This window comes from Nonomuraea sp. NPDC049709 (genome assembly GCF_040674815.1).
Classification (GTDB): Bacteria; Actinomycetota; Actinomycetes; order Streptosporangiales; family Streptosporangiaceae; genus Nonomuraea.
The window spans coordinates 1-20,085 of record NZ_JBFANM010000058.1 but is presented as its reverse complement, the minus strand read 5'-3'; the positions used below and the strand labels follow the sequence as shown (position 1 = coordinate 20,085).

Here is a 20,085-nt window from a genome sequence, read left to right as displayed (position 1 = left end):
AGCCGAAGAAGATGTCCTCATTCCCCAAGTCCACCGTGCTCGGATACCCGCGGATCGGACCGCGGAGGGAGCTGAAGCGGGCGCTGGAGTCGTACTGGGGCGGGCGGTCGACCCGGGCGGAGCTCGACCAGGTGGGCGCCGACCTGCGGGCCCGGACCTGGCGGCGGCTGGCCGAGCTCGGGCTGGAGGGGCTGCCGTCGAACACGTTCTCGCTGTACGACCAGGTGCTGGACACGGCGGTGCTGCTCGGGGCGGTGCCGTCGCGCTATCGGGACGCCGGCGACCCCTACTTCGCGATGGCCCGGGGCACCGAAGGGCTCGCGCCGTTGCGGATGACGAAGTGGTTCGACACGAACTACCACTACATCGTGCCCGAGATCGGGCCGGAGACCGTGTTCAAGCTGGACGCGAGCAAGCCGCTGGGCGAGGTGCGGGAGGCCCGGACCCTGGGGTACGAGACGCGGCCGGTCGTGGTGGGGCCGGTGACGTTCCTGCTGCTGGGGTCGGCGCTGGAGCGGCTGGACGAGGTGCTGGGCTGCTACGAGGAACTGCTGTCCGCGCTGGCCGCCGAAGGGGTGGCCTGGGTGCAGCTCGACGAGCCGGCTCTGGTGGGCGACCGGACGCCGGAGGAGCTGGCCGCCGTACGGAGCGCGTACGAGCGGCTGGGGGCGCTGAGCGCGCGGCCTGCTCTCTTCGTGGCCTCGTACTTCGGCGACCTCGGGGAGTCGCTGCCGGCGCTGACCGGGACGCCGGTGGAGGCCGTCGGCCTCGACCTGGTCCGGGGTGCCGTGCCGGTCACTGAGCTGACCGGGAAGACGGTGGTCGCGGGGGTCGTGTCGGGGCGGGACGTGTGGCGGACCTCTCCTGAGCGTGCGCTGGCCGCCCTGGGTGCCGTACGGGCTGAGCACGTCGTCGTGAGCACCTCGTGCTCGCTGCAGCACGTGCCCCACACCGTCGCGGACGAGCCCGATCTCGATCCGGAGCTGAAGGGGCGGCTGGCGTTCGCGGAGGAGAAGGTGGCCGAGGTGGTGGCGCTGGCGGGCGCCGACTTCCGGGGCGTGGCGCCGGCCGGGCCGTCCGTGGCGTTGCCGGGGCCGGTGGTGCGGGAGGAGCGCGGCCCGTACGCGGTCCGGGCCGCCGCGCAGGCCGAGCACCTGCGGCTGCCCGCGCTGCCGATCACCACGATCGGCTCGTTCCCGCAGACCGGCGAGCTGCGCGCGGCCCGCGCGGCGGTGGCGGCCGGCACGCTGGCGCAGGCGGACTACGAGCGGCAGGTCGAGGCCGAGATCGAGCGGGCGATCCGGGTGCAGGAGCGCCTCGGGCTCGACGTCCTCGTGCACGGGGAGCCGGAGCGCAACGACATGGTGCAGTACTTCGCGGAGCACCTCGACGGGTTCGCGGTCACCAGGAACGGCTGGGTGCAGTCGTACGGGTCCCGCTGCACCCGCCCGCCGATCCTGCACGGCGACGTGAGCCGTCCCGAGCCGATCACGGTGCGGTGGGTGACGTACGCGCAGTCGCTCACGGACAGGCCGGTCAAGGGCATGCTCACCGGCCCCGTCACGATCGTGGCCTGGTCGTTCGTGCGGGACGACGTGCCGCTGCGCGACGTGGTGTTCCAGGTGGCCGACGCCGTGGCGGAGGAGGTTCGGGACCTGGAGGCGGCCGGGGTGTCGATCATCCAGGTGGACGAGCCCGCGCTGCGCGAGCTGCTGCCGCTGCGACGGGCCGGGCAGGCCGACTACCTGGAGTGGGCGGTGGCGGCGTACCGGCGGGCCACGTCGGGGGCGAGCGACCGTACGCAGATCCACACCCACCTGTGCTACTCGGACGCCGACCAGATCCTGGCCGCCATCGACGGCCTGGACGCCGACGTCACGACGATCGAGTCGGCGCGGTCGGGGGCGCGCATTCTTTCCGCCGTGTCCACGTTCGGGCGGGGGCTCGGGCCCGGCGTCTACGACATCCACTCGCCTCGCGTGCCCTCGGAGGGGGAGGTGGAAGGGCTGTTGCGGAGGACGGTGGAGGTGTTGCCGGTGGAGCGGGTCTGGGTGAATCCGGACTGCGGGCTCAAGACGCGTACGTATGAGGAGGTCGAGGCTTCGCTGGCGAACGTGGTGGCGGCCACGCGCCGGCTGCGGGCCGAGCTCGAAGCCTGATGCGTGTCGCGCTCCGCCTTCGGGAGCGTCTCTGGCGTCCGTAAGAGACCTTTCTTCGAGGCGCGGCGGTCAGCAACGTGGGCGGTCAGCCTGATTCGTGTCGGGCGGGCGGCCAGTCCGGGGACGAGGACGAGGCCGCGTGGTGGTGGTCGGCGACGCGGGTCAGGAGTCCGACGAGTTGCTCGCGTTCGGTGGCGGTCAGGGACGCGAGCAGTTCGTCCTGGGCGCCGGAGATGAGACGGTCGAGCTCCTCCAGGTGCCGGGTTCCCTCCGGGGTGACGGTGATGATGTTGCGCCGCCGGTCGCCGGGATCGGGGCTGCGCTCGACCAGGCCTCGTTCCGCCAGCTGGTTCACGGTCGCCACGATGTCGCTGCGGTCGATGCCGGTACGGCGCCCCAAGGAGGCCTGGCTGGCCGGCCCGAACTCCTCCAGCGCGGCCAGCAGCGCGTAGTGGTAACGGCGTGCTCCGATGGCGGCGAGCGCCTGGTCGACGAGCCGGTTGCCCGACATCGCGACGTAACCGATCAGGCGGCTCGGCAGGCCACGCAGCCTGCTCGGAACGATTTTCTCGGCGTTCTCCACGCCGAGAAACCTACCAACGGTGTTGGCGTACCCAACAATCTGGCCTATAGTTGGCCGTGCCAACATTGGCTCAGCCAACAAATCGGGAAAGGTCCATGACCATGTCAGATGACCACGGAGACATCACCCAGCTGATCTACCGGCTCTACGCCTGCATGGACGAGGGGCGCTTCGACGACCTGCGATCGGTGTTCGCCGACGAGATCACCGTCCGGACTCCCGGCGGCCTCGCCGAGGGGCCGGACGCCGCGATCGCCCAGGCGTCACGCAACCACTCGACCGGGGAACGGGTCCAGCACTTCGTCCACAACGCCCTCGTCGACGTGGACGCGGACGGTCAGCATGCCGGCGTACGAGCGGACGTGATCGTGACCTTCAGCGCCGCCGCCGCGCCGGAGGGACGGCTGGCTCCGGAGCCTCGGCGCATGCTCAGCGAACGGTTCCGTTACGACGTGATCCGCTCGCCTGAGGGATGGCGTCTGTCGGGCGTCGACGCCACCCCCGTATGGGTCATCGAAAAGCAGCCCCAGGACGCCGTCCCGGCCGGGCGCTGACCCGCGCCGCAGGTCGCGCGTTGTTCTGTTGTTCCGTTGTTCCGTTGTTCCCCCTGCGAGACGTCTCGTCAGGCGTAGCGCTCGGTGTACTCCTCGACCGTCAGGCCGAAGAGGAACTCGTCGTGATAGCGGCCGTTGGCGTAGTGGCTCCTGCGCCGACGACCCTCCTCCACGAAGCCCATGCGCCGGTGCAGGGCCAGGGAGGCGTCGTTGTAGCTGTAGACCCACGCCTCTGCCTTCTGGAAGCGGCGCTCGAAGAACATGTAGCGGAGCAGCAGGACGATCGCCTCGCTGGCGTAGCCCTTGCGGTGGTGCGGGGTGCCGACGGAGATCCCGTACGCGAAGGTGCCGTGGACGCGGTCGATCTGGTGGGTGTTGATCGAGCCGACCGCGGCGTTGTCTGCCTTGGTGGCGATGACCAGGGAGAACTTGTCGAGATCGAGCTCCTCCTCGGCGTGCTCGGCCGCCGCCTTCTTCGCCCGGGCGACCGAGTTGGGCGGGGTGAGCCGCCAGCCGCTTCGTACGGCGTCGGAGTCTTCGTCGAAGGCCTGGAACGCTTCCCAGTCCTCGGGTTCTTTGGCGCGCAGGCGGACGCGATCTCCTACCCAGGCCGATGTCGTCATGGGAGGGAGCAAAGCAGATCGCGGTTTGGGGTCGCCAACGCTTTTCGGCGCGCGACCGGGGCGGGGCTGTCGGGGGAGGTCGGCCGTCTGGCTGGGCCTTTGTCCCGGCGGGCCGGGAGCTCTTGGGGTTCGGCTGCTCCGGCGGGCCGATGCTCTCGGAGTTCGTGAGAAGTTCCCGGTTGCCCACGTCCACCCCGCCGCCCCTGGGTGCACGATTCAACCCAGTGCCCTGCCGGTAACCGTCCGTGAAGGCATCCCGGTCCGGGTGGGCGGTCGTCGGCCCACCGCCTCGACAGGCAACGGGTGGGACGGCTGAACGCCGGAGGCGTCGTCGCGCCGGAGGCGCGCCTCAGGGGGACAGCCCGAGCCGGAGGCGAGGACCGCTCGGGGCGGGCGGACGGGGCCCACCGTGTAGCCGGGCCACGGGTGGGGGCGGGGCTTTTCGGGCCCACCGTGTAGCCAGGCCACGGGTGGCGGGCTTTTCGGGGCCTCGGCTACTCGAAGGTCCAGGACAGGTGGGTGAGGGCTGCGTCGGCGTAGTGGCGGGGGCCCGTGCTCAGGCCGTACGCCAGGTCCTCGATCAACGCGCACCTCGCGTAGAAGAGCACCCTCGCCCGGTCCTCCTCCGTCACGTCGAACTCGTAGTGCGACAGTGTCAGCTCGAAGATCTCCGGGCCGAGGTCCCGGTAGATGAGGGCGAAGTCGTGGGCCGGGTCCGTGATGGCGGCGTCCGTCCAGTCGATGATGCCCGTGATCGAGTTCGTCCGGGTGTCCACCAGGACGTGTTCCGCCCCCAGGTCGTTGTGGCAGAAGCACAGCGAGCGGGGCTCGTCCGGCGGGGTGTCGCGCAGGAAGCGCTCCACCAGCGGGCGCTGGTCCTCCGGGACGTGGCGTTCGACGTCCCGGTAGTCGAGCTCGGCGTCCTGCAGGAGCGTCGGCGCGGGGTAGACGTCCAGCGGCGCGAGCTCGCGCATCCGGCCAGGGGCGGCGCCGTGGATGGCGCTGAGGAAGCCGCCCAGCGGGCCGGCCAGGCTCCTGAGGTCCAGGTCGAGGCCCAGGTCCAGAGCCACGCCGGGGCCCAGGACGCCGGCCAGGTGCTGGTTGAGGGGCTCTCCGGGGAGCTTGCGGTACGCGATCGCACCGGACTCGTCGTCGGCGAAGACGACTTCGGGAACCGGCAGCGGGGACAGCTCCCTGACGGCCGCCAGGCGGGCGACCTCCTGCCGGTTCGACTCGGGGTCCACTACTTTGTTCCGCCGGATCAGCAGCTCGCCGTTGACCTCGTACACGTCGTTGTCGAGGCCGTGGCCGAGGCGGCTGATGGAACGCACCCGGTAGTCGGGTAAGTGGCGGGCCAGCAACGCGCGGATGTCGCCAGTCACACTCCGCACCCTAAGCCCGGCATGTCCGGCGTGCGAGCTATTTCAGTGCTCCCGAGGTCAGGCCGGACTGGATCTGGCGCTGGAAGACGGTGTAGATGATCAGCATGGGCAGGATGGCCAGGGTGAGGGCGGCGAACAGCGCCGACCAGTCCTGGTCGTATCCGGCGGCGGTGGAGATGTCGGCGATGCCCATGGTGAGGACCCACTTGTCCCGTTCCTGGAGCAGGATCAGCGGCAGCTGATACTGGTTCCACTGGCCCAGGATGTTGAAGATCGTGATGCTGATGATGCCCGGCCTGGCCATCGGCAGCATGATCTGGAAGAAGACCCTCGTGTGGGACGCCCCGTCCACCATCGCGGCCTCCCCCACCGCCGTCGGCAGCGTGCGGAAGAAGGCCGACAGGAAGAAGACGGTGAAGGGCATCGAGTACGCGATGTAGACCAGGACCAGCCCCGCGTGCGTGTTCAGGCCGATGAACGGGCCGATCACCGGGAGGTTGCCCATGTTCTGGACGACGAAGAACAGCGGGGTCAGGGCCAGGTAGACGGGGAAGGCCAGACCCGAGACGAACAGCAGGTAGATCGCGCGGTTGCCGCGGAAGGGGTAGCGGGCCAGCACGTACGCCGCCATCGACCCGATGAGCATCGTCCCGAACGTACTGAACGCCACAACGATGACGCTGTTGAGCATGTACTGCCCGATGTGCGCCTGCTCCCAGGCCCTGGCGAAGTTGTCCCACCGCAGCGAGGCCGGCAGCGACCACGCGTCGCTGAAGATCTCGTCCTCGCTCTTGACCGAGGCCAGGAACGTCCACAGGATCGGGACCATCACGAGCAGGGTCCAGATCAGCAGGGCCAGGTGGGTCAGCACGCCGAGGGGGCCGAGGCGGCGTCTGCGCTCCTCGCGGGCGATCTTCCGCGAGTTCGCCGCCGTCCACGAGATCATCGTTGTCATCAGTACTCGATTCGTTCGCGCCGGGACAGACGCAGCGAGAGGATCGCGAAGCCGACGGTGAAGAAGAACATCACCACGCCCAGGGCCGAGGCGTAGCCGAAGCGGAAGTGCTCGAAGGCGCTGCGATAGATCTCGGCGGCCATGACCGTGGTCGACCGGTCGGGCCCGCCGTGCTGGAGGGTCATCACCCACACGATGGCGAACACGTCCAGGGCCAGGATGCCCAGGTAGACCCAGGCCACCTGCACGGTGTCCCAGAGGAGCGGCAGCGTGATGCGGAAGAACAGGCTGATCCGGCTCGCCCCGTCGATCTGCGCGGCCTCGAACATGTCCTTGGGGATCGAGGCCAGGCCGGCCGAGAACAGCACGACGTAGAAGCCGACCGCCTGCCAGACCATCACCGCCAGCACCGACCAGAACGCCACGTCCCGGTCGGAGAGGAACCCGATCGGCCCCATCCCGAGGGCCATCAGCGGGCCGTTCAGCATGCCACTGCCGTCCGGCCGGAACACCTGCTGGAACAGCACCGCGACCACGGCCACGGCCAGGACCTGCGGGAAGAAGAAGATCACGCGGTAGAACTTCGACCCGCGGATCCCCGTCACGCCCTGTGGTCCGCCCACGTTGAGGAGGAAGGCGAAGAACAGGGCGATGACGATCGTGATCAGCGGCAGCAGCACGAGCAGGGCGCCGTTGTGCATGACGGCCTGCCAGAAGACGTTGTCGTTGAAGAGCCGCTGGAAGTTCTCCAACCCGATGAGCCGGGGCGTCGCCGTCACACCGCGCCAGTCGGTCAGCGCGATGTAGAACGCCTGGATGTACGGGGAGATCACGTAAACCAGGTAGAGAATCACCGGGGCTGCCAGGAACGAGGTGATGAACAGCCCACGGCGATACCTGTTGAAGATCATGTGCGCTTGTACTTCTTGATCGAGGAGTCGTTCTTGATCTCGTCGGCCTTCTTCTGGATGCGCTCGAGGTACTTGTCCGGGGTCAGGCCGCCGGACATGAGCTCACCGGTGGCGGCGATGGCCTCGTCCTTGAGCGGGCCGTACCAGTTGAACCAGCGGTAGTAGACGGTGTTCGTCCCCGCGTCGGCGACCGCCTTCGAGGCGCTGGTGACGCCCGGGGAGATGTCGCGGCCCTCGGTGGCGCCCTTGACCACGGTCATGGTGCGGACGAGCGCGCTGAAGTCGCCGGCCGCCTTCTTCGACAGCATGGCCCGCAGGTACTCCATGCCGGCCTGCGGGTGGGCGCTCCTGGCCGAGACGATGAAGTTCTCGCCGGGCTGGGTGTGCAGGGTGCCGTACGGCATCTTGTCGGAGCCGGTGACGTCGGGGATCGGGAACATGCCGTACTCGAAGTCGGCCGGGGTGGTGGTCTTCTGCTCGTTCTCCAGCCAGGAGCCGGAGGGCAGCATGGCCACCTTGTACTTGTTCTGGGCGGTCTGGGTCTGCACGTGGTCGAGGCCGGTGGTGCCCTCCATGAGGTATTTGGCGCCCACCTCGGCCCAGGCCGTGGCCGCGGTCTTCATGGCCTCGCTGGTCCAGGCGCCGTCCTCGAGGTTGTCGATGTTGACCAGCACCTCGTTGCCGCCGACCTTCGCGGCCATGGTGAGCAGCGGCTCGTAGAGGTATTGCGGGAACTTGCCGGCGTAGGTGAAGGGCGCCATCTTGCCGGACTTCTTGATGGTCTCGCACAGCGCCAGGAACTCGTCCCAGGTCTTCGGGATCTGCCAGCCGTTGTCCCGGAACACCTTCTGCGAGTACCAGATGCCGTGGATGTAGTTGACGTACCCGAGGACGCTGAACTTGCCCTCGTACATGCCGATGTCGATGACGGACTGGTCGATGGTGTCTCTGACCTTGGTGTTCGGGTCGTCCCACGAGGGGGCGTCGAGCAGCGGGGTCAGGTCCTGCAGCTGGCCGTCCTGGGAGAGGGCGCCGAAGTCCATGAAGTTGGCGCCGGAGTTGTCGATGACCTCGGGCGGGTTGCCGCCGGCGAAGCGCGGCTGGAGGACCTTGGTGATCTCCTTGGTGGCGTTGTGCTTGATCTCGACGCCGGCGTACTTGCTCTTGAACAGCGGCTGGTGGATGTTCTTGGCGTAGTCCTGGCCGAAGCCGCCGTCGAAGATCCAGACCTCCAGCGGCTTGCTGCCCACGCCGAAGGGGTTGGCCGCGCTGGTCGCGGCCGGGGCCGCCGAGCTCGATGCGGCCGGAGGCGCGGCGGGGGTGGCGCACGCGGCCAGCGCCCCTGCCACGGGCACGAGCGCGGCACCGCGGAGGAGCTCGCGCCTACTGATGTGGGGGGTGTTAGGCATTATGACTACTCCTGACTATTCATGATCCGCGCCTGATGCGCCCTGCGTAGCGGCTCTCCAGCGCCTTGTTGTGCTCGTCGCCGCCGGTCACGTTGGCCGACAGGTAGACGGGAGGCGTCTCGCCGAGCGCGACGAGCTCGTCCACCGCCTCGGTGACCACCATCTGCGCGAGCAACGCGGAGGTGATCGTGGAAACCGCACCGTAGCTGCCGCCGCCCGGCAGGTCGAGGATGGCGTCGCCGTACGGCGCGCCGTTGTCCAGCACCACGTCGGCCAGGTCGAGCAGCTTGCGACCGGACGGGTGGCGCGAGGTCATGCGGGTGCTGTGCTCGACCGAGGTGATCGCGATCAGCTGGTGACCGCGGTCCTTGACGATCCCGGCCAGCTCGACGACCGTGCCGTTCACGCCGGAGCTGGAGACCAGCACGAACACGTCCTCCGGCGCGACCGGGGCCAGGTCGTAGATCTGGCGCGCGACCGTCGGGTCCCGCTCCAGCTCGGGGGTGAGCACGCTCGCGGGCTGCCCGCCGTACAGCACGAGGTCCCTGGGGGTGAGGCGGTTGCTCGGTACGAGCCCGCCGGCCCGTCCGGCGATCTCCATGGCGATGGCCTCGGAGTGTCCCGAGCCGAAGGCGTTGACCACGCCTCCTGCCCGGATCGAGGCCACGATGAGCGCGGCCGCCCGGCGTACCGGCTCGGCCTGGCGCTCCGCGACCTGACGTGCCAGATCGAGGACCTTGGATGCGTACGTCATTCAGCCTCTCTCCACCCGGTGGCTCTCCACGGCGCTGATCGTGCGCTCGAATGCCTCGTTCGTCCGCTCGTAGGTGCGTTGCGCGACCGCCACGTACACCGCGTCCAGCACGAAGACCTGCGAGTGGACGGCGGCCAGGCCGCCGAGCCGGAACGTGGTCTCCCTGCTGGCGGTGGTCAGCACCAGGTCGGCCAGCTCCGCCAGCGGCGAGCGGGCGAAGGAGGTGACGGCCACCGTCAGCGCGCCGTGGCTGCCCGCCTCGGCGAGCGCCTCCATGACCTCCCGCGTACGGCCCCGGTGGCTGATGCCGATGGCCACGTCGCCCGCCTTCAGCAGCGCCGCCTCCGACAGGGCCACGTGGGCGTCGCCCGCGCTCCAGCCCGGGATGCCGATGCGGCGCAGCCGCCCTTCGAGCATCGTGGCGACGTCTCCGCTGGTGGAGACGCCGACGAGGAGCACCCGCGGCGCGGCGACGATGGCGTCGGCCACCCGGGCGACGACGTCGAGGTCGAGCTGGGCGGCGGTGTCCTGGATCAGCCTGGTGTCGGCGGCGGCCATCACCTCGATGGCCGCGTCGAGCGGGTCGTCGGGGCCGATCTCGTGCCCGACGCCCGCGCCCCATCCCGCCTGGGCCGCCCGGCCGGTCTCGGTCGCCAGGGCGACGCGCAACTCGGCGTAGCCCGAGAAGCCAAAGGCCCGGCAGAACCTGGTCACGGTCGCGGGCGAGCTGCCCGCGCGTTCGGCCAGGGCGATGATGGTCGACCGCGCGGCCTCGGCCGGGTCGCCGAGAATCACCTCGCCGACCCTGCGCAATGCCTCCGGCAAACCGGGTAGTTCCGTTTCCACGCGCCCGAGGGCTCCTGAAGTCACGAATATTCCTTCCGAATACCCGGTCTTCTGGCGAAAATTATTCTTGCTTCCCGGCTGCGTCAACCCCCAGACTCGGACCGTGATGCAATCGCTAGTGGTTGGTGTCGATGCCGGTGCCACATCGACGCGGATCGCCGTCCACACGCTCGACGGCACGCGGGTGGGCTACGCCCGCAGCGTGGCGGGCAATCCGAGCGCCCATGGGGTGGCCAAGGCGGTGGCGGCCTTCGACGCGGCGCTGGCGCAGGCGCTCCCGCCGGGCACGGGGAGCCGGGTGGTCGCATCGCTGGCCGGGGTGGCGGGGCACGTCGAGGAGATGGCGCCCGAGGTCACGAAGGTCTGGGCCGCTCACGGGATCGCCAACGCGCCTCGGTACGTGGGCGACGTGCCGATCGGCTTCGCCGCCGGCTCCCCCGACCCTGACGGGTCCTTGCTGCTCTCGGGCACGGGTGCGGTGGCGGCCCGGCTGGTGGGCTACGAGCAGGAGGTGCTCGCGGACGGGCTGGGCTGGCTGCTCGGCGACGCCGGGTCCGGCTTCTGGATCGGGCGCGAGGCGGCCAAAGCGGTGGTCCAGGCCCTGGACCGCGGGATGCCCGTGGCGGCCGTGACCCCGGGCGCGCCGGTCGAGGCCGTCGGCCCGGAGCGGGGCGCCCGCGCGGACGGTGCCGCGGGAGGAGTGCTGGCGAGGCTCGTCGGGGCGCACTTCCTCGGAACGGAGCGGCCCGCCACGCCGCGGGCCGCCGCCGACCGCATCGTCCGGCTGGCGCAGGCCGACCACATGCGGCTGGCCGCGCTGTCCTCCCTGGTCAGCGAGGCGGCCGTGGCGGGCGACCCGCTCGCGGTCAAGATCGTGCACGAGGCCGCCGACCATCTAGTGGCGACCCTGCGCAGGGTGCACGTGTCAGGTCCCGTGGTGCTCGCCGGGAGCGTGCTGACCAGTGACGGCCCTGTGCGGCGGGCCGTCACCGAGCTTCTGGGCAGCGAGCGGATCACGACGGCGGGCGACGCGGCGGGCGCGGCGGCCTGGCTGGCCGCCCGCGACCTGCTGTCGGAGGCCGACGCCCGCGCCCGCCACGCCGCCTTCACCGCCGGCCGCCAGTGAGCCGGTCATGAGTATGAGGGACACCACATGAGGTGTCTTTCGTCTCGGATCGGTGCGCGGTCGTGACGGTGACCGGCCTTTGAGGTCTGCTGGAGTGATGGCGGACAGCAGACTCGAACCGCTGGTGTCATCGCAGCAGGAGCGGCGGACTGCCCGGCGTGCCCGAGCGGCGTAGCTTCGATTACGTCCGGCACGGCACCGTGGACCTGTTCGCCGCCTTGGGCACGGCCACCGGCAAGGTGATCGGCAAGCTGTCCGCGCGGCACTGCGCGCTCGATTTCCCCAGACTTTCTGGACGAGATCGACCGCCAGGTCGAGGTGGGCCTGTCGGTCGCTCTCATCTGCGACGACCTGTCCACGCACAAGGCGCCGGTGGTGCACGCCTGGCTCCTGGCCCCCTGTCCACCCGGCGAACCCACAATCCGATCACTGATCGCCTGCCACCACTGGCCGGGCTCAGGGCTCCCCGTCCACCCGGTCTCTCATGCGGCTTCGCCCGACAGCAGCTTGCTCCAGACCTCCATCGCCTTGGCGACCCGGCCGCGTGCGGTCTCGTGGACCTGGACCGTTCCGTTCCGCAACCAGGTCCTGCGGATGAAGTATTGGCCGCCGGCCGAGCACAGCTCGTAATAGGGGTTCTGGCAGTCGCAGGTGTAGTCCCGGATGCGTGCGGCGGAGCCCTCCCGTAGGCGCTCCCATCGCAGCCGCGTGAAACCCGGGCGGGGCCTCGGTACGTGGGCCGAGTGGTACCGGTCGTCGTCTGGAACCGGTGGAGGCTCGATCATGCGGCCAACCGTAGATCTGGTCGTCTCGCCTTGTCTACATGTAGAGAGCACTCTGTCTAAATGGACAGAACGATATGAGAACTCTCTCCCGTCTTCGCCTATGTTGCCTACGTGCTCGACTACGAAGGGGACACCCACGTCTACATCCAGATCGCGAACATCCTGCGGGAAAGGGTCGCCGGCCTTCCGTCCGGCAGCCCGGCGCCCAGCGAGGCGGAGATCCAGCAGGAGTTCGGGGTCGCCAGAACCACCGCCAGGCGGGCGGTCCGCCTGCTGCGGGAGGAGGGGCTCGTCTACACGGTTCAGGGGGAGGGCGCCTTCGTCGGGCAGCCGGCGGGAGCGCCGCGCCAGAAGCGGAAAATGCCGCTCTACCAGCAGATAGCGACAGAGATCACCGATCAGATCAAGGCCGGAGAACTCCTACCGCGACGCCCCATACCCGGCGAGACGGCGCTGGTGAAGCGGCACGGCGTGGCGCGCGAGACGGTACGGCGGGCCATGGCGCTCCTCCGGGAGCAGGGCTGGATCTACACCGTCGCGCAGCGCGGCAGTTACGTCTCGCCGAAGGAGTCGTGGCCCAACTCCTGACTTTGCCTGCCTGCTCGTATCGATACGTCTACGCTATGAGCATGCTCGACCGCGATGGCCCGACGCCCATCTACGTACAAGTCGCCGAGATGATCCACGAGCGGATCACCAGCGGGGAGTTGCGGACCGGCGACCCCGTGCCGAGTGAGACGGCTCTGGAGGCGGAGTTCGACATCGCGCGGACCACCGCGCGCAACGTGGCCCGGGAGCTGCGCCGGCGGCAGCTCGTCCACACCGTTCCGGGCGAGGGGACGTTCGTGGGGCCGCTCGGCGTGCCACGGACGAAGCCGACGCGGGCGGTGCACGCGATCATCGCCAGAGACCTCATCGCCCGGATCACCCGCGGCGAGCTCCGGCCGAACCGGGCGATCCCCAGCGAGAAGGCGTTGATGCGCCAGTACGGGGTCGCCAAGGTCACGGCCCGGCAGGCCGTCTCACATCTGCGGGACAGCCGCTGGGTCTTCACCGTGCCCAGGCGGGGCACCTTCGTGTCCGACCCGAAGGACTGGCCCGAGACCTCGCTCAGCCCTTGACCGCCCCCGCCGTCATCCCCGTGCCGACGCGGCGCTGCAGGAACAGGAACAGCAGCAGCGCGGGCAGCGCGAACAGGCTGGCGGCGGCCATGGTGGCGCCCCAGTCCGTGCCGAACACGTCCCGGAACGACGACAACCACACGGGCAGCGTCCGCTTGTCCTGATCCTTGATGATCAGCACGTTGACGAACGCGAACTCGTTCCACGCCGTGATGAACCCGAACAGCGAGGTCGCCATCAGCCCCGGCGCCAGCAGCGGGAACACCACCCGCCGGAACGCCACCACCCGGCTGCACCCGTCCACCTGCGCCGCCTCCTCCAGCTCCAGCGGGATGGCGGCCAGGAACCCGCGCAGCGTCACGATCGTGAACGGCAGCGTGATCATGAAGTAGACCCCGGTCAGCATCGCCAGCGAGTCCAGCAGCTCGGTGTCGCGGGCGATGATGAACACCGGCACCAGCAGCGCCTCCCACGGCGCCATCTGCGCCGCGAACACCGCCACCACGAACGCGCCCCGCCCCCGCCACCGCATCCTGGCCACCGCGAACGCCGCCAGCAGCGCCACCACCAGCGCGATCAGCACCGCCGCCACCGTCACCAGCAGGCTGTTGCGCCAGTAGGTCCAGAAGCCCGGCGCGTTGATCGCCGTGACGAAGTGGTCGAGCGTGGGGTCGCTGGGCCAGAACGTCGGGGTGTCCGCCTGGATGTCCCTGGTCGGCTTGAACGCGGTCAGGAACATCCAGTAGACCGGGAAGATCGTCGTCACGAGGACGGCGACCGCCGCGGCGTTGAGCATGAGCCTCTTCACGAGCGCACCATCCGACGCAGGTTACTGATCAGGGCGACGGCCAGGATGACCACCGTCAGCATGGCCACCGCCGAGCCGAGGTCGTAGCGGTGCAGCACGCGGGCGATCTTGAACGCGTACACGGGCAGGGTGGTCGTGGCGCCGTCGGGCCCGCCCTGGCTGAGCACCCAGATCTGCGGGAAACACTTGGCCACCCAGATCACCTCCAGCGAGGCGACCAGCGCGAACAGCGGCCTGAGCATGGGGAAGGTGACCTTCCAGAACACCTGCCAGCCGGTCCCGCCGTCGATCCTGGCCGACTCGAACAGCTCCGTGGGAATCGTGGTCAGCCCGGCGTAGAGGGTGAGCGCGGCGAACGGCACCGACTGCCACACGACCAGGATCACGAGTACGGCGAACGTGGCCGTGCCGTTGGCGAACCAGGTGTAGCCCTGGAAGGAGTCGAAGCCGAGCGTGACCAGCAGCCAGTTGACCACCCCCAGCTCCGACTGGAACAACCACTGGAACACGGTGGTGGCCGCGATGATCGGGGTGGCCCAGGCCAGCGCCAGGGCGCTCATCAGGGCCAGGCGCAGGCCACGGCGCAGGCGCGGCAGCATCAGGGCGACGCCGGTGGCCAGCACCACGATGAGCACCACGTTGATCGCGGTCCACACGACCGTGCGCAGCAGCACCTGCCAGAACTCCTCGCCGGTCAGGAGCTCCTCGTAGTTCTCCAGGCCGACGAGCGTCGCCCCGCCCCTGATCAGCTCGCCCATCCGGAAGTGCTGGAACGAGATCACCGCCGCCTTGAGCAGCGGGTAGAGCAGGAGGAAGGCCCCGCCCGCCACCGTGGGCGCGATGAGCAGGTAGGGCCAGGGCGAGCGGTCCCTTCGCCACATCAGGATCCGCTGTTCAGGGTCGTGGTGATCGTCTCGGAGACCTTCTTCGCCTCCGCCGCCGGGTCCGCGCCGGTGAGAACGGCGGTCATGTACTGCTTGATCACGGAAGTGGCCTCCACGGCGGCCCAGTTGGGGGTGTTCGGGGTGGCGCGGCCGTTGGCGGCGCCGGTGGCCATGGCGGCGGTGCCCTCCTCGCCGGAGAGCACGCCGGCCAGCGAGGTACGGTTCGGCACGAAGCTCATGGCCTTGGCCAGCTCGGTCTGGAACTGCTCCCCCGCCAGCGCCTTGACCAGCTCGTACGCCTCGTCCTGGCGCTTAGAGGCGGCCGGAATGATCAGGTCGGAGCCGCCGGTGAAGACGGTGCCCGGCTTGTCGGCGGTCTTGCCCGGGATGGGGAAGAAGCCCATCTTGTCCTTCAGCTTGGCGTCCACCTCCAGGACGCGGGCGGCGACGCCGGGGACGGCGATGATCTGGGCGACCTTGCCCTGCGCGAAGACCTCGTGCTGGGGCGGGTTGGCCTCGTCGGCGTCCTTGGGACCCTTGCCGAGGGCCTGCAGGCGCCGGTAGTAGTCCATGCCGGCCAGCGCCTGGGGCGTGTCGAGGGCGCCCTTCCACTTGCCGCCCTCCTGAACCGCCAGGTCGCCGCCCTCGTCCCAGACGAAGCCGGCGAGGGCGTACCAGGTCTGGCCGGTCAGGTAGATGCCCTGGTTGCCGTCTTTATTGAGCTTTGTCGTGATATCTAGCCACTCGTCCCGCGTTTTGGGAGGCTGCTCGATGCCGGCCTTCTCGAACAGGTCCTTGTTGTAGACGACCACGCGGTTGGCGGCGTACCAGGGGATCCCGTACTGCTTGCCGTCGATGTTGCCCGGCTGGGCCAGGCCCGGCAGCCAGTCCTCGCCCTTGAGGTCGGCCACCTTGGCGGTCAGGTCGGTGACGCCGCCGCTGGCCGAGTACTGAGCGACCTGGGTGTTGCCCACCTCGATCACGTCGGGGGCGTCCGTGCTGGCCAGGGCGGCGGTGACGCGCTCGCCGATGCCGTCCCACGCCTGGATCTGGAGGTCGAGGTCGATGCCCTGGTGCGCGGCCTCGTACTCGGTCTCGAACTTCTTCAGCAGTTCCTGGGTGACGCTGCCGTCCATGATCCAGACGGTCAGCTTCGTGGGGCCGGTCGCCTTGGGCTCCTCGGCGGCGGTGCCGCACGCGCCCAGCGCGAACACGGCCGCCAGGGCCAGGATGCGGTTCTTCATGGCGTTCCTTCTGATGGGGGGTGCCCGCGCCCGCTGGTCGCGGGCGCGGGGCTTTCGTCACGAGTTGGGGACGGTGTCCTTGAAGGCGGTGCCGGCGGCGCGCAGGGAGGCGACGCGGCTGAGCACGTCGGCGGGCGCGACGACCTCGTTCTTGCTGTGGTAGAGGTAGTCGACCTGCTGCCGGTACGTACGGGTCCCGGTGGCGCCCTGGAGATCGATGAACCACTGGTTGAACATGATCCACATCGGGGTCTCGGGATAGTAGATGTCACCGTGGTCGGCGAACAGGCGGCCGTCCACGTAATACTTGATCCGGCCACCCGAGACCTGGATGACCAGGTCGTGCCAGCCGGCGAAGCTCGTCCGCTCCTCGGTGTGGGTGTTCACGGCCTGCCAGGGGTCGCCCTGGTAGGTCTCCCAGCTCGTGGCGTAGAGGATGTTGGACGGCTCGCCCCAGCCGCCGTTCGGCAGATACTCGAAGTCGAGCTCGCCGTACTCGGGGTCCAGGTTGTAGCGCAGCGGGGTGATGGTGAAGAACGTCTGCACCACGTGCTCGCCGTCGGGGCCGCTGGTGGGTGCGTCGCTGAAGCGGACGCGGGCGGCGTACGTGCCCTCGTGGAACTTGCGGTTCGCGGTGGACAGCTCGGTCTGCACGGTGCCGGCTGCCGTGCCGTTCGTGGAAGAGTCGAGCGTCAGCAGGCCGCCGGGGAACGAGACGCCCGCGGGCGACCAGGTGGCGCCGGGCACGCCGGGGCCTCCCGAGCTGGAGCGCACCGTCCAGCCACGCTGGGCGAGCAGCGGGTCGCCCGACCCGGAATACGTGAAGTCGTCGAACAGCACGCCCGCCCCGCCCGGGGGCACGGTCGGCGTGACGGTCGGGGTCGGGTCGGGGTCGGTGCCCGTCGGCTTGCCCCATGCCAGCTGGCCGTTCACGTAGACGGCGATCTTGTCCCAGTTCGCGTAGGCGGTCTGGGCGCCGTAGGAGTAGTCGTCGCTCTGGGTGAACGTCTGCCAGTCCGCGCGGTAGAAGCGCAGCTGCATGTCGCTGGTGTTCTGGCCCGGGGCCAGGCTGCCGGAGCCGAACCCCACCTCCAGGTACTGGCCGCTGCCCTGCTGGCGGACGAACTGCCCCGTGATCGTCGAGCAGCCGACGACCGCCCAGGAGCAGGCGAAGCGGTAGGTCTCGGTGCCCGTCAGGTAATAGCGGATCTTGACCTGGTTGAGTGGGATCGTGGTGGTGCCGTCGTTGAACAGGCGGAGCCAGGGCTCGGCCTGGGCGGTGGTGGCGCCGGGGGCGCTGGTGCGGTACTGGAGGCGGACGGCCTGGTCGGCGTTGGCCGGGGCGACCAGGGTGCCGAAGACCAGGGCCGAGATCAGGATGGCGGGGATGGCTAAGGAGAAGACAAGTTTTCCGAAATTTCGGGACATGGGCGGACTCTCCTTGCGGTGGTTACGGCCCCCGAATTTCGTGCATGCCGAAGAGAGGTGGTGGCGCGAGAACGGTCAGGCGCCGCGGCGGATGCGGCCCGCGTACAGCGCCTCCAGGCGGAGGTTGTGCGCGTCGCCCTCGGGGACGTTGGCCGAGAGGTAGACGGGCGGCACTTCACCGGCTTCGAGCAGGTTGCGTACCGTCCGGGTGACGACGAGCTGGGCCAGCAGTGCTGAGGTGATCGTGGAGACGGCCCCGGTGGCGCCTCCGTCGGGCAGGGGCAGGACGGCGTCGCCGTACGGCGCGTGGTTGTCCAGGACGACGTCGGCCAGGTCGATGAGCTTGCGGCCCGAGGGGTGGCGGGACGCGGCGGCTTCACTGTGGGCTCGGGAGGTGATCGCGATCAGGTCGTGACCGCGTTCCTTGACGAGGGTGGCGAGCTCGACGACCACGCCGTTCACGCCGGAGTTGGAGATGATGACGAACAGGTCGTGGCTCTGGACGGGGGCGAGATCGAGGATGGTGCGGGCGACGGCGGGGTCGCGTTCGAGGTCGTAGCGGTCGAGCTCGGACGGGGGCGCGTCGCCGTACCGGACGATGTCCCTGAGGGCGAGCCGGTTGGTGGGCACGAGGCCGCCGGCGCGGCCGGCGATCTCCATCGCGACGGCCTCGGAGTGGCCGGAGCCGAACGCCTGGATGACGCCGCCTCCGGTCAGCGCCTTGGTGAAGAGGTCTGCGGCACGCGAGATCTCCGGATCGTCCGGGATCGTGCGTACGAGGTGAGCGATGTGCTCGACGAATTCCTGCGGATCCAGCGTCATACATCCCCTTCTGGTAGACGGTGTCCGGCCACTGCGCGGACGGTGACGTCGAACGCCTGCTTCGTCCGCTCGTAGGTCTGCTGGGCGACGGACACGTACACGACGTCGAGCACGAGCAGTTGCGAATGGATCGCGGCGAACCCCTCGGAGCGGAAGCTCGTCGCCCGGCTGGCCGTGGTGAGCACCAGCTCGGCCACCTCGGCCAGCGGTGACCTCGGCTGCGAGGTGACGGCCACGGTGATCGCGCCGTGGCTGCCCGCCTCCGCGAGCACCTCGATGACCTCGCGCGTCCGGCCGCTGTGCGAGATGCCGATCGCGACGTCGCCCTGGCCGAGCAGCGCCGCGTCCGTCAGCGCGCTGTGGGCGTCGGACCTGCTCCAGGTCGGTACGCGCATGCGCTGCAACCGGTATTCCATCTCGCTGGCCACGGCCGCGCTGCTCGACACCCCGAACAGCAGCACCCGCCCCGCCCTGGCCACGGCCTGCGCGGCCTTCTCGACCACGGCCAGGTCGAGCTGGTCGCGGGTCTCCTGGATCAGGCGGATGTCGTTGGCGGACACGACGCCCAGCACGCGTTCGAGGCTGTCGTCGGGCAGGATCTCCTGACCGATGTCGGTCTCCCAGGTCTGCTGCGCCACCCGGCCGGTCTCGGTGGCGATGGCCACGCGCAGCTCGGCGTACCCGGCGAAGCCGAGGGCGCGGCAGAAGCGCGTGATGGTGGCCGTGGACGTCCTGCTCCGCTCGGCGAGATCGACGATGGTCAGCCGGGCGGCCTCGGCGGGGGCGTTGAGGATGGCGTCGGCCACCTTGCGCAGGGCCTCCGGCATGTCGTGCCGTTCGGCTCCGATGCGGTTGAGGAGTTCCACGCGGTGATAATTATGCTCAGACAGTGGCGCCGTCAAGCTATTCGGGCAATAATTTTTGACATGCAGGTGGTTCTTGGGGTCGACGCCGGGGGCACTTCCTCGCGTGCGGCGGTGTTCACGGTGGCGGGCGAGCCGTTACGGCGGGGGCAGGCGGGCGGGGCCAATCCGGGGGCGCTGGGCCCGGACCGGGCCGCCGCCAACCTGACGGCCGCCGTGCGCACGGCCTTGGCGGGGATCGATCCGGCGCAGGTCAGGGGCGTGGTGGTGGGGCTCGCGGGTTCGCCCGGGCTGTGCGCGGAGCTGACCGAGCGCGTCTTCCGCGACCTCCTGCCCGGGGGCGTGCGGGGGGAGGCCGGCGGGCCCTTGCCGGTGCGGACGGTCGGGGACATCGTGACCGCGTTCGCGGCCGGCACGCCGGTGCCGTCCGGGACCGTGCTCATCTCTGGGACGGGGGCTATCGCGGCAAAAATTACCGACCACGTACCGGTCGCCACCGCCGACGGGTACGGGTGGCAACTGGGCGACGAGGGCTCGGCCTTCTGGCTCGGCCGAGCCGCCGCCCGCGCCACCATCCGGGCCCTGGACGGTGGGATCCCCGAGGGCGTGGTGCCGGCGGGCGGGCTGGTGGCCGCGGTCGTCGATCGGCTGGTGCCGGAGGGGCTGAACGGACTCGACGGGGTGGTCGGCATGGCCGGGGCCGGCGGCCCCGGCGGGGCGGGCGGGGCCGGCGCGCTCGGGATGTAGCACGCATGTCGGGCACATTACGGGGAATTTAGACCGCATATTTCCCCATAAATGTGGTTAGAACATAAAATCGTCGAACCT

At 69.7% G+C, this 20,085-nt stretch carries 21 protein-coding genes; 6 read left to right on the top strand and 15 right to left on the bottom strand.

Annotated features, from left to right (window positions below; all coding sequences use genetic code 11):
• The first annotated feature begins 11 nt into the window (after positions 1-11).
• Positions 12-2,159: a 5-methyltetrahydropteroyltriglutamate--homocysteine S-methyltransferase gene (gene metE, locus AB0J69_RS42750; protein ID WP_364130279.1), complete on the top strand. Its 2,148-nt coding sequence runs from the start codon at positions 12-14 to the stop codon at positions 2,157-2,159.
• A gap of 85 nt (positions 2,160-2,244) precedes the next feature.
• On the opposite strand, the gene AB0J69_RS42745 is transcribed toward metE, so the two are convergent.
• Positions 2,245-2,742, bottom strand: a complete 498-nt coding sequence (locus AB0J69_RS42745) for a MarR family transcriptional regulator (protein WP_364130277.1) — start codon at positions 2,740-2,742, stop codon at positions 2,245-2,247.
• A 101-nt stretch (positions 2,743-2,843) separates the two neighbouring features.
• Here AB0J69_RS42745 and AB0J69_RS42740 point away from each other — a divergent pair, with 101 nt between their 5' ends.
• Positions 2,844-3,296 (top strand): nuclear transport factor 2 family protein, encoded by a 453-nt coding sequence (locus AB0J69_RS42740; protein ID WP_364130275.1) that lies wholly within the window; start codon positions 2,844-2,846, stop codon positions 3,294-3,296.
• A 68-nt stretch (positions 3,297-3,364) separates the two neighbouring features.
• Here AB0J69_RS42740 and AB0J69_RS42735 read toward each other — a convergent pair whose 3' ends face one another.
• From AB0J69_RS42735 to AB0J69_RS42705, 7 genes are all read right to left on the bottom strand, one after another.
• Positions 3,365-3,919 (bottom strand): GNAT family protein, encoded by a 555-nt coding sequence (locus tag AB0J69_RS42735; RefSeq protein WP_364130272.1) that lies wholly within the window; start codon positions 3,917-3,919, stop codon positions 3,365-3,367.
• 494 nt (positions 3,920-4,413) lie between these two features.
• The gene (locus AB0J69_RS42730) at positions 4,414-5,301 is read right to left on the bottom strand and encodes an aminoglycoside phosphotransferase family protein (RefSeq protein WP_364130269.1); all 888 of its coding nucleotides are present in this window, start codon (positions 5,299-5,301) and stop codon (positions 4,414-4,416) included.
• 37 nt (positions 5,302-5,338) lie between these two features.
• Entirely contained in the window at positions 5,339-6,256 is a 918-nt protein-coding gene (locus tag AB0J69_RS42725; protein WP_364130266.1) for a carbohydrate ABC transporter permease, read from the bottom strand.
• Positions 6,256-7,167: a sugar ABC transporter permease gene (locus AB0J69_RS42720; RefSeq protein WP_364130264.1), complete on the bottom strand. Its 912-nt coding sequence runs from the start codon at positions 7,165-7,167 to the stop codon at positions 6,256-6,258. Before AB0J69_RS42720 ends, AB0J69_RS42725 begins: the two co-directional genes overlap by 1 nt.
• Positions 7,164-8,576, bottom strand: coding sequence for an N-acetylglucosamine/diacetylchitobiose ABC transporter substrate-binding protein (gene ngcE, locus AB0J69_RS42715; RefSeq protein WP_364130261.1), 1,413 nt, complete (start codon positions 8,574-8,576; stop codon positions 7,164-7,166). The genes AB0J69_RS42720 and ngcE overlap by 4 nt, the downstream gene beginning before the upstream one ends.
• Before the next feature lie 19 nt (positions 8,577-8,595).
• The gene (locus tag AB0J69_RS42710) at positions 8,596-9,330 is read right to left on the bottom strand and encodes an SIS domain-containing protein (RefSeq protein WP_364130258.1); all 735 of its coding nucleotides are present in this window, start codon (positions 9,328-9,330) and stop codon (positions 8,596-8,598) included.
• Positions 9,331-10,176, bottom strand: coding sequence for a MurR/RpiR family transcriptional regulator (locus AB0J69_RS42705; RefSeq protein ID WP_364130255.1), 846 nt, complete (start codon positions 10,174-10,176; stop codon positions 9,331-9,333).
• A gap of 106 nt (positions 10,177-10,282) precedes the next feature.
• Between AB0J69_RS42705 and AB0J69_RS42700 the strand changes: the two genes are divergently transcribed.
• Positions 10,283-11,302, top strand: a complete 1,020-nt coding sequence (locus AB0J69_RS42700) for a BadF/BadG/BcrA/BcrD ATPase family protein (protein WP_364130433.1) — start codon at positions 10,283-10,285, stop codon at positions 11,300-11,302.
• Positions 11,303-11,784: 482 nt separating this feature from the next.
• On the opposite strand, the gene AB0J69_RS42695 is transcribed toward AB0J69_RS42700, so the two are convergent.
• Positions 11,785-12,087, bottom strand: a complete 303-nt coding sequence (locus tag AB0J69_RS42695) for a hypothetical protein (RefSeq protein WP_364130253.1) — start codon at positions 12,085-12,087, stop codon at positions 11,785-11,787.
• Between the two features lie 111 nt (positions 12,088-12,198).
• Here AB0J69_RS42695 and AB0J69_RS42690 point away from each other — a divergent pair, with 111 nt between their 5' ends.
• Positions 12,199-12,675 (top strand): GntR family transcriptional regulator, encoded by a 477-nt coding sequence (locus tag AB0J69_RS42690; protein WP_364130250.1) that lies wholly within the window; start codon positions 12,199-12,201, stop codon positions 12,673-12,675.
• Positions 12,676-12,716: 41 nt separating this feature from the next.
• The gene (locus AB0J69_RS42685) at positions 12,717-13,208 is read left to right on the top strand and encodes a winged helix-turn-helix domain-containing protein (protein WP_364130248.1); all 492 of its coding nucleotides are present in this window, start codon (positions 12,717-12,719) and stop codon (positions 13,206-13,208) included.
• Here AB0J69_RS42685 and AB0J69_RS42680 read toward each other — a convergent pair.
• The 6 genes from AB0J69_RS42680 to AB0J69_RS42655 form a co-directional block, all read right to left on the bottom strand.
• On the bottom strand, positions 13,198-14,016 hold the full coding sequence (locus AB0J69_RS42680) for a carbohydrate ABC transporter permease (protein ID WP_364130245.1): 819 nt from the start codon (positions 14,014-14,016) through the stop codon (positions 13,198-13,200). The genes AB0J69_RS42685 and AB0J69_RS42680 overlap by 11 nt on opposite strands.
• Positions 14,013-14,897, bottom strand: coding sequence for a sugar ABC transporter permease (locus tag AB0J69_RS42675; protein WP_364130242.1), 885 nt, complete (start codon positions 14,895-14,897; stop codon positions 14,013-14,015). Before AB0J69_RS42675 ends, AB0J69_RS42680 begins: the two co-directional genes overlap by 4 nt.
• Positions 14,897-16,144, bottom strand: coding sequence for an extracellular solute-binding protein (locus AB0J69_RS42670; RefSeq protein ID WP_364130239.1), 1,248 nt, complete (start codon positions 16,142-16,144; stop codon positions 14,897-14,899). Before AB0J69_RS42670 ends, AB0J69_RS42675 begins: the two co-directional genes overlap by 1 nt.
• Positions 16,145-16,201: 57 nt before the next feature.
• Positions 16,202-17,572, bottom strand: a complete 1,371-nt coding sequence (locus tag AB0J69_RS42665; protein ID WP_364130237.1) for a cellulose binding domain-containing protein — start codon at positions 17,570-17,572, stop codon at positions 16,202-16,204.
• Positions 17,573-17,647: 75 nt separating this feature from the next.
• Positions 17,648-18,394: an SIS domain-containing protein gene (locus tag AB0J69_RS42660; RefSeq protein WP_364130235.1), complete on the bottom strand. Its 747-nt coding sequence runs from the start codon at positions 18,392-18,394 to the stop codon at positions 17,648-17,650.
• Complete coding sequence (locus tag AB0J69_RS42655) at positions 18,391-19,260, bottom strand: MurR/RpiR family transcriptional regulator (protein WP_364130233.1); 870 nt, start codon at positions 19,258-19,260, stop codon at positions 18,391-18,393. The genes AB0J69_RS42660 and AB0J69_RS42655 overlap by 4 nt, the downstream gene beginning before the upstream one ends.
• A 60-nt stretch (positions 19,261-19,320) precedes the next feature.
• On the opposite strand from AB0J69_RS42655, the gene AB0J69_RS42650 reads away from it, so the two are divergent.
• Positions 19,321-20,004: a BadF/BadG/BcrA/BcrD ATPase family protein gene (locus tag AB0J69_RS42650; RefSeq protein WP_364130230.1), complete on the top strand. Its 684-nt coding sequence runs from the start codon at positions 19,321-19,323 to the stop codon at positions 20,002-20,004.
• Positions 20,005-20,085 lie beyond the last annotated feature (81 nt).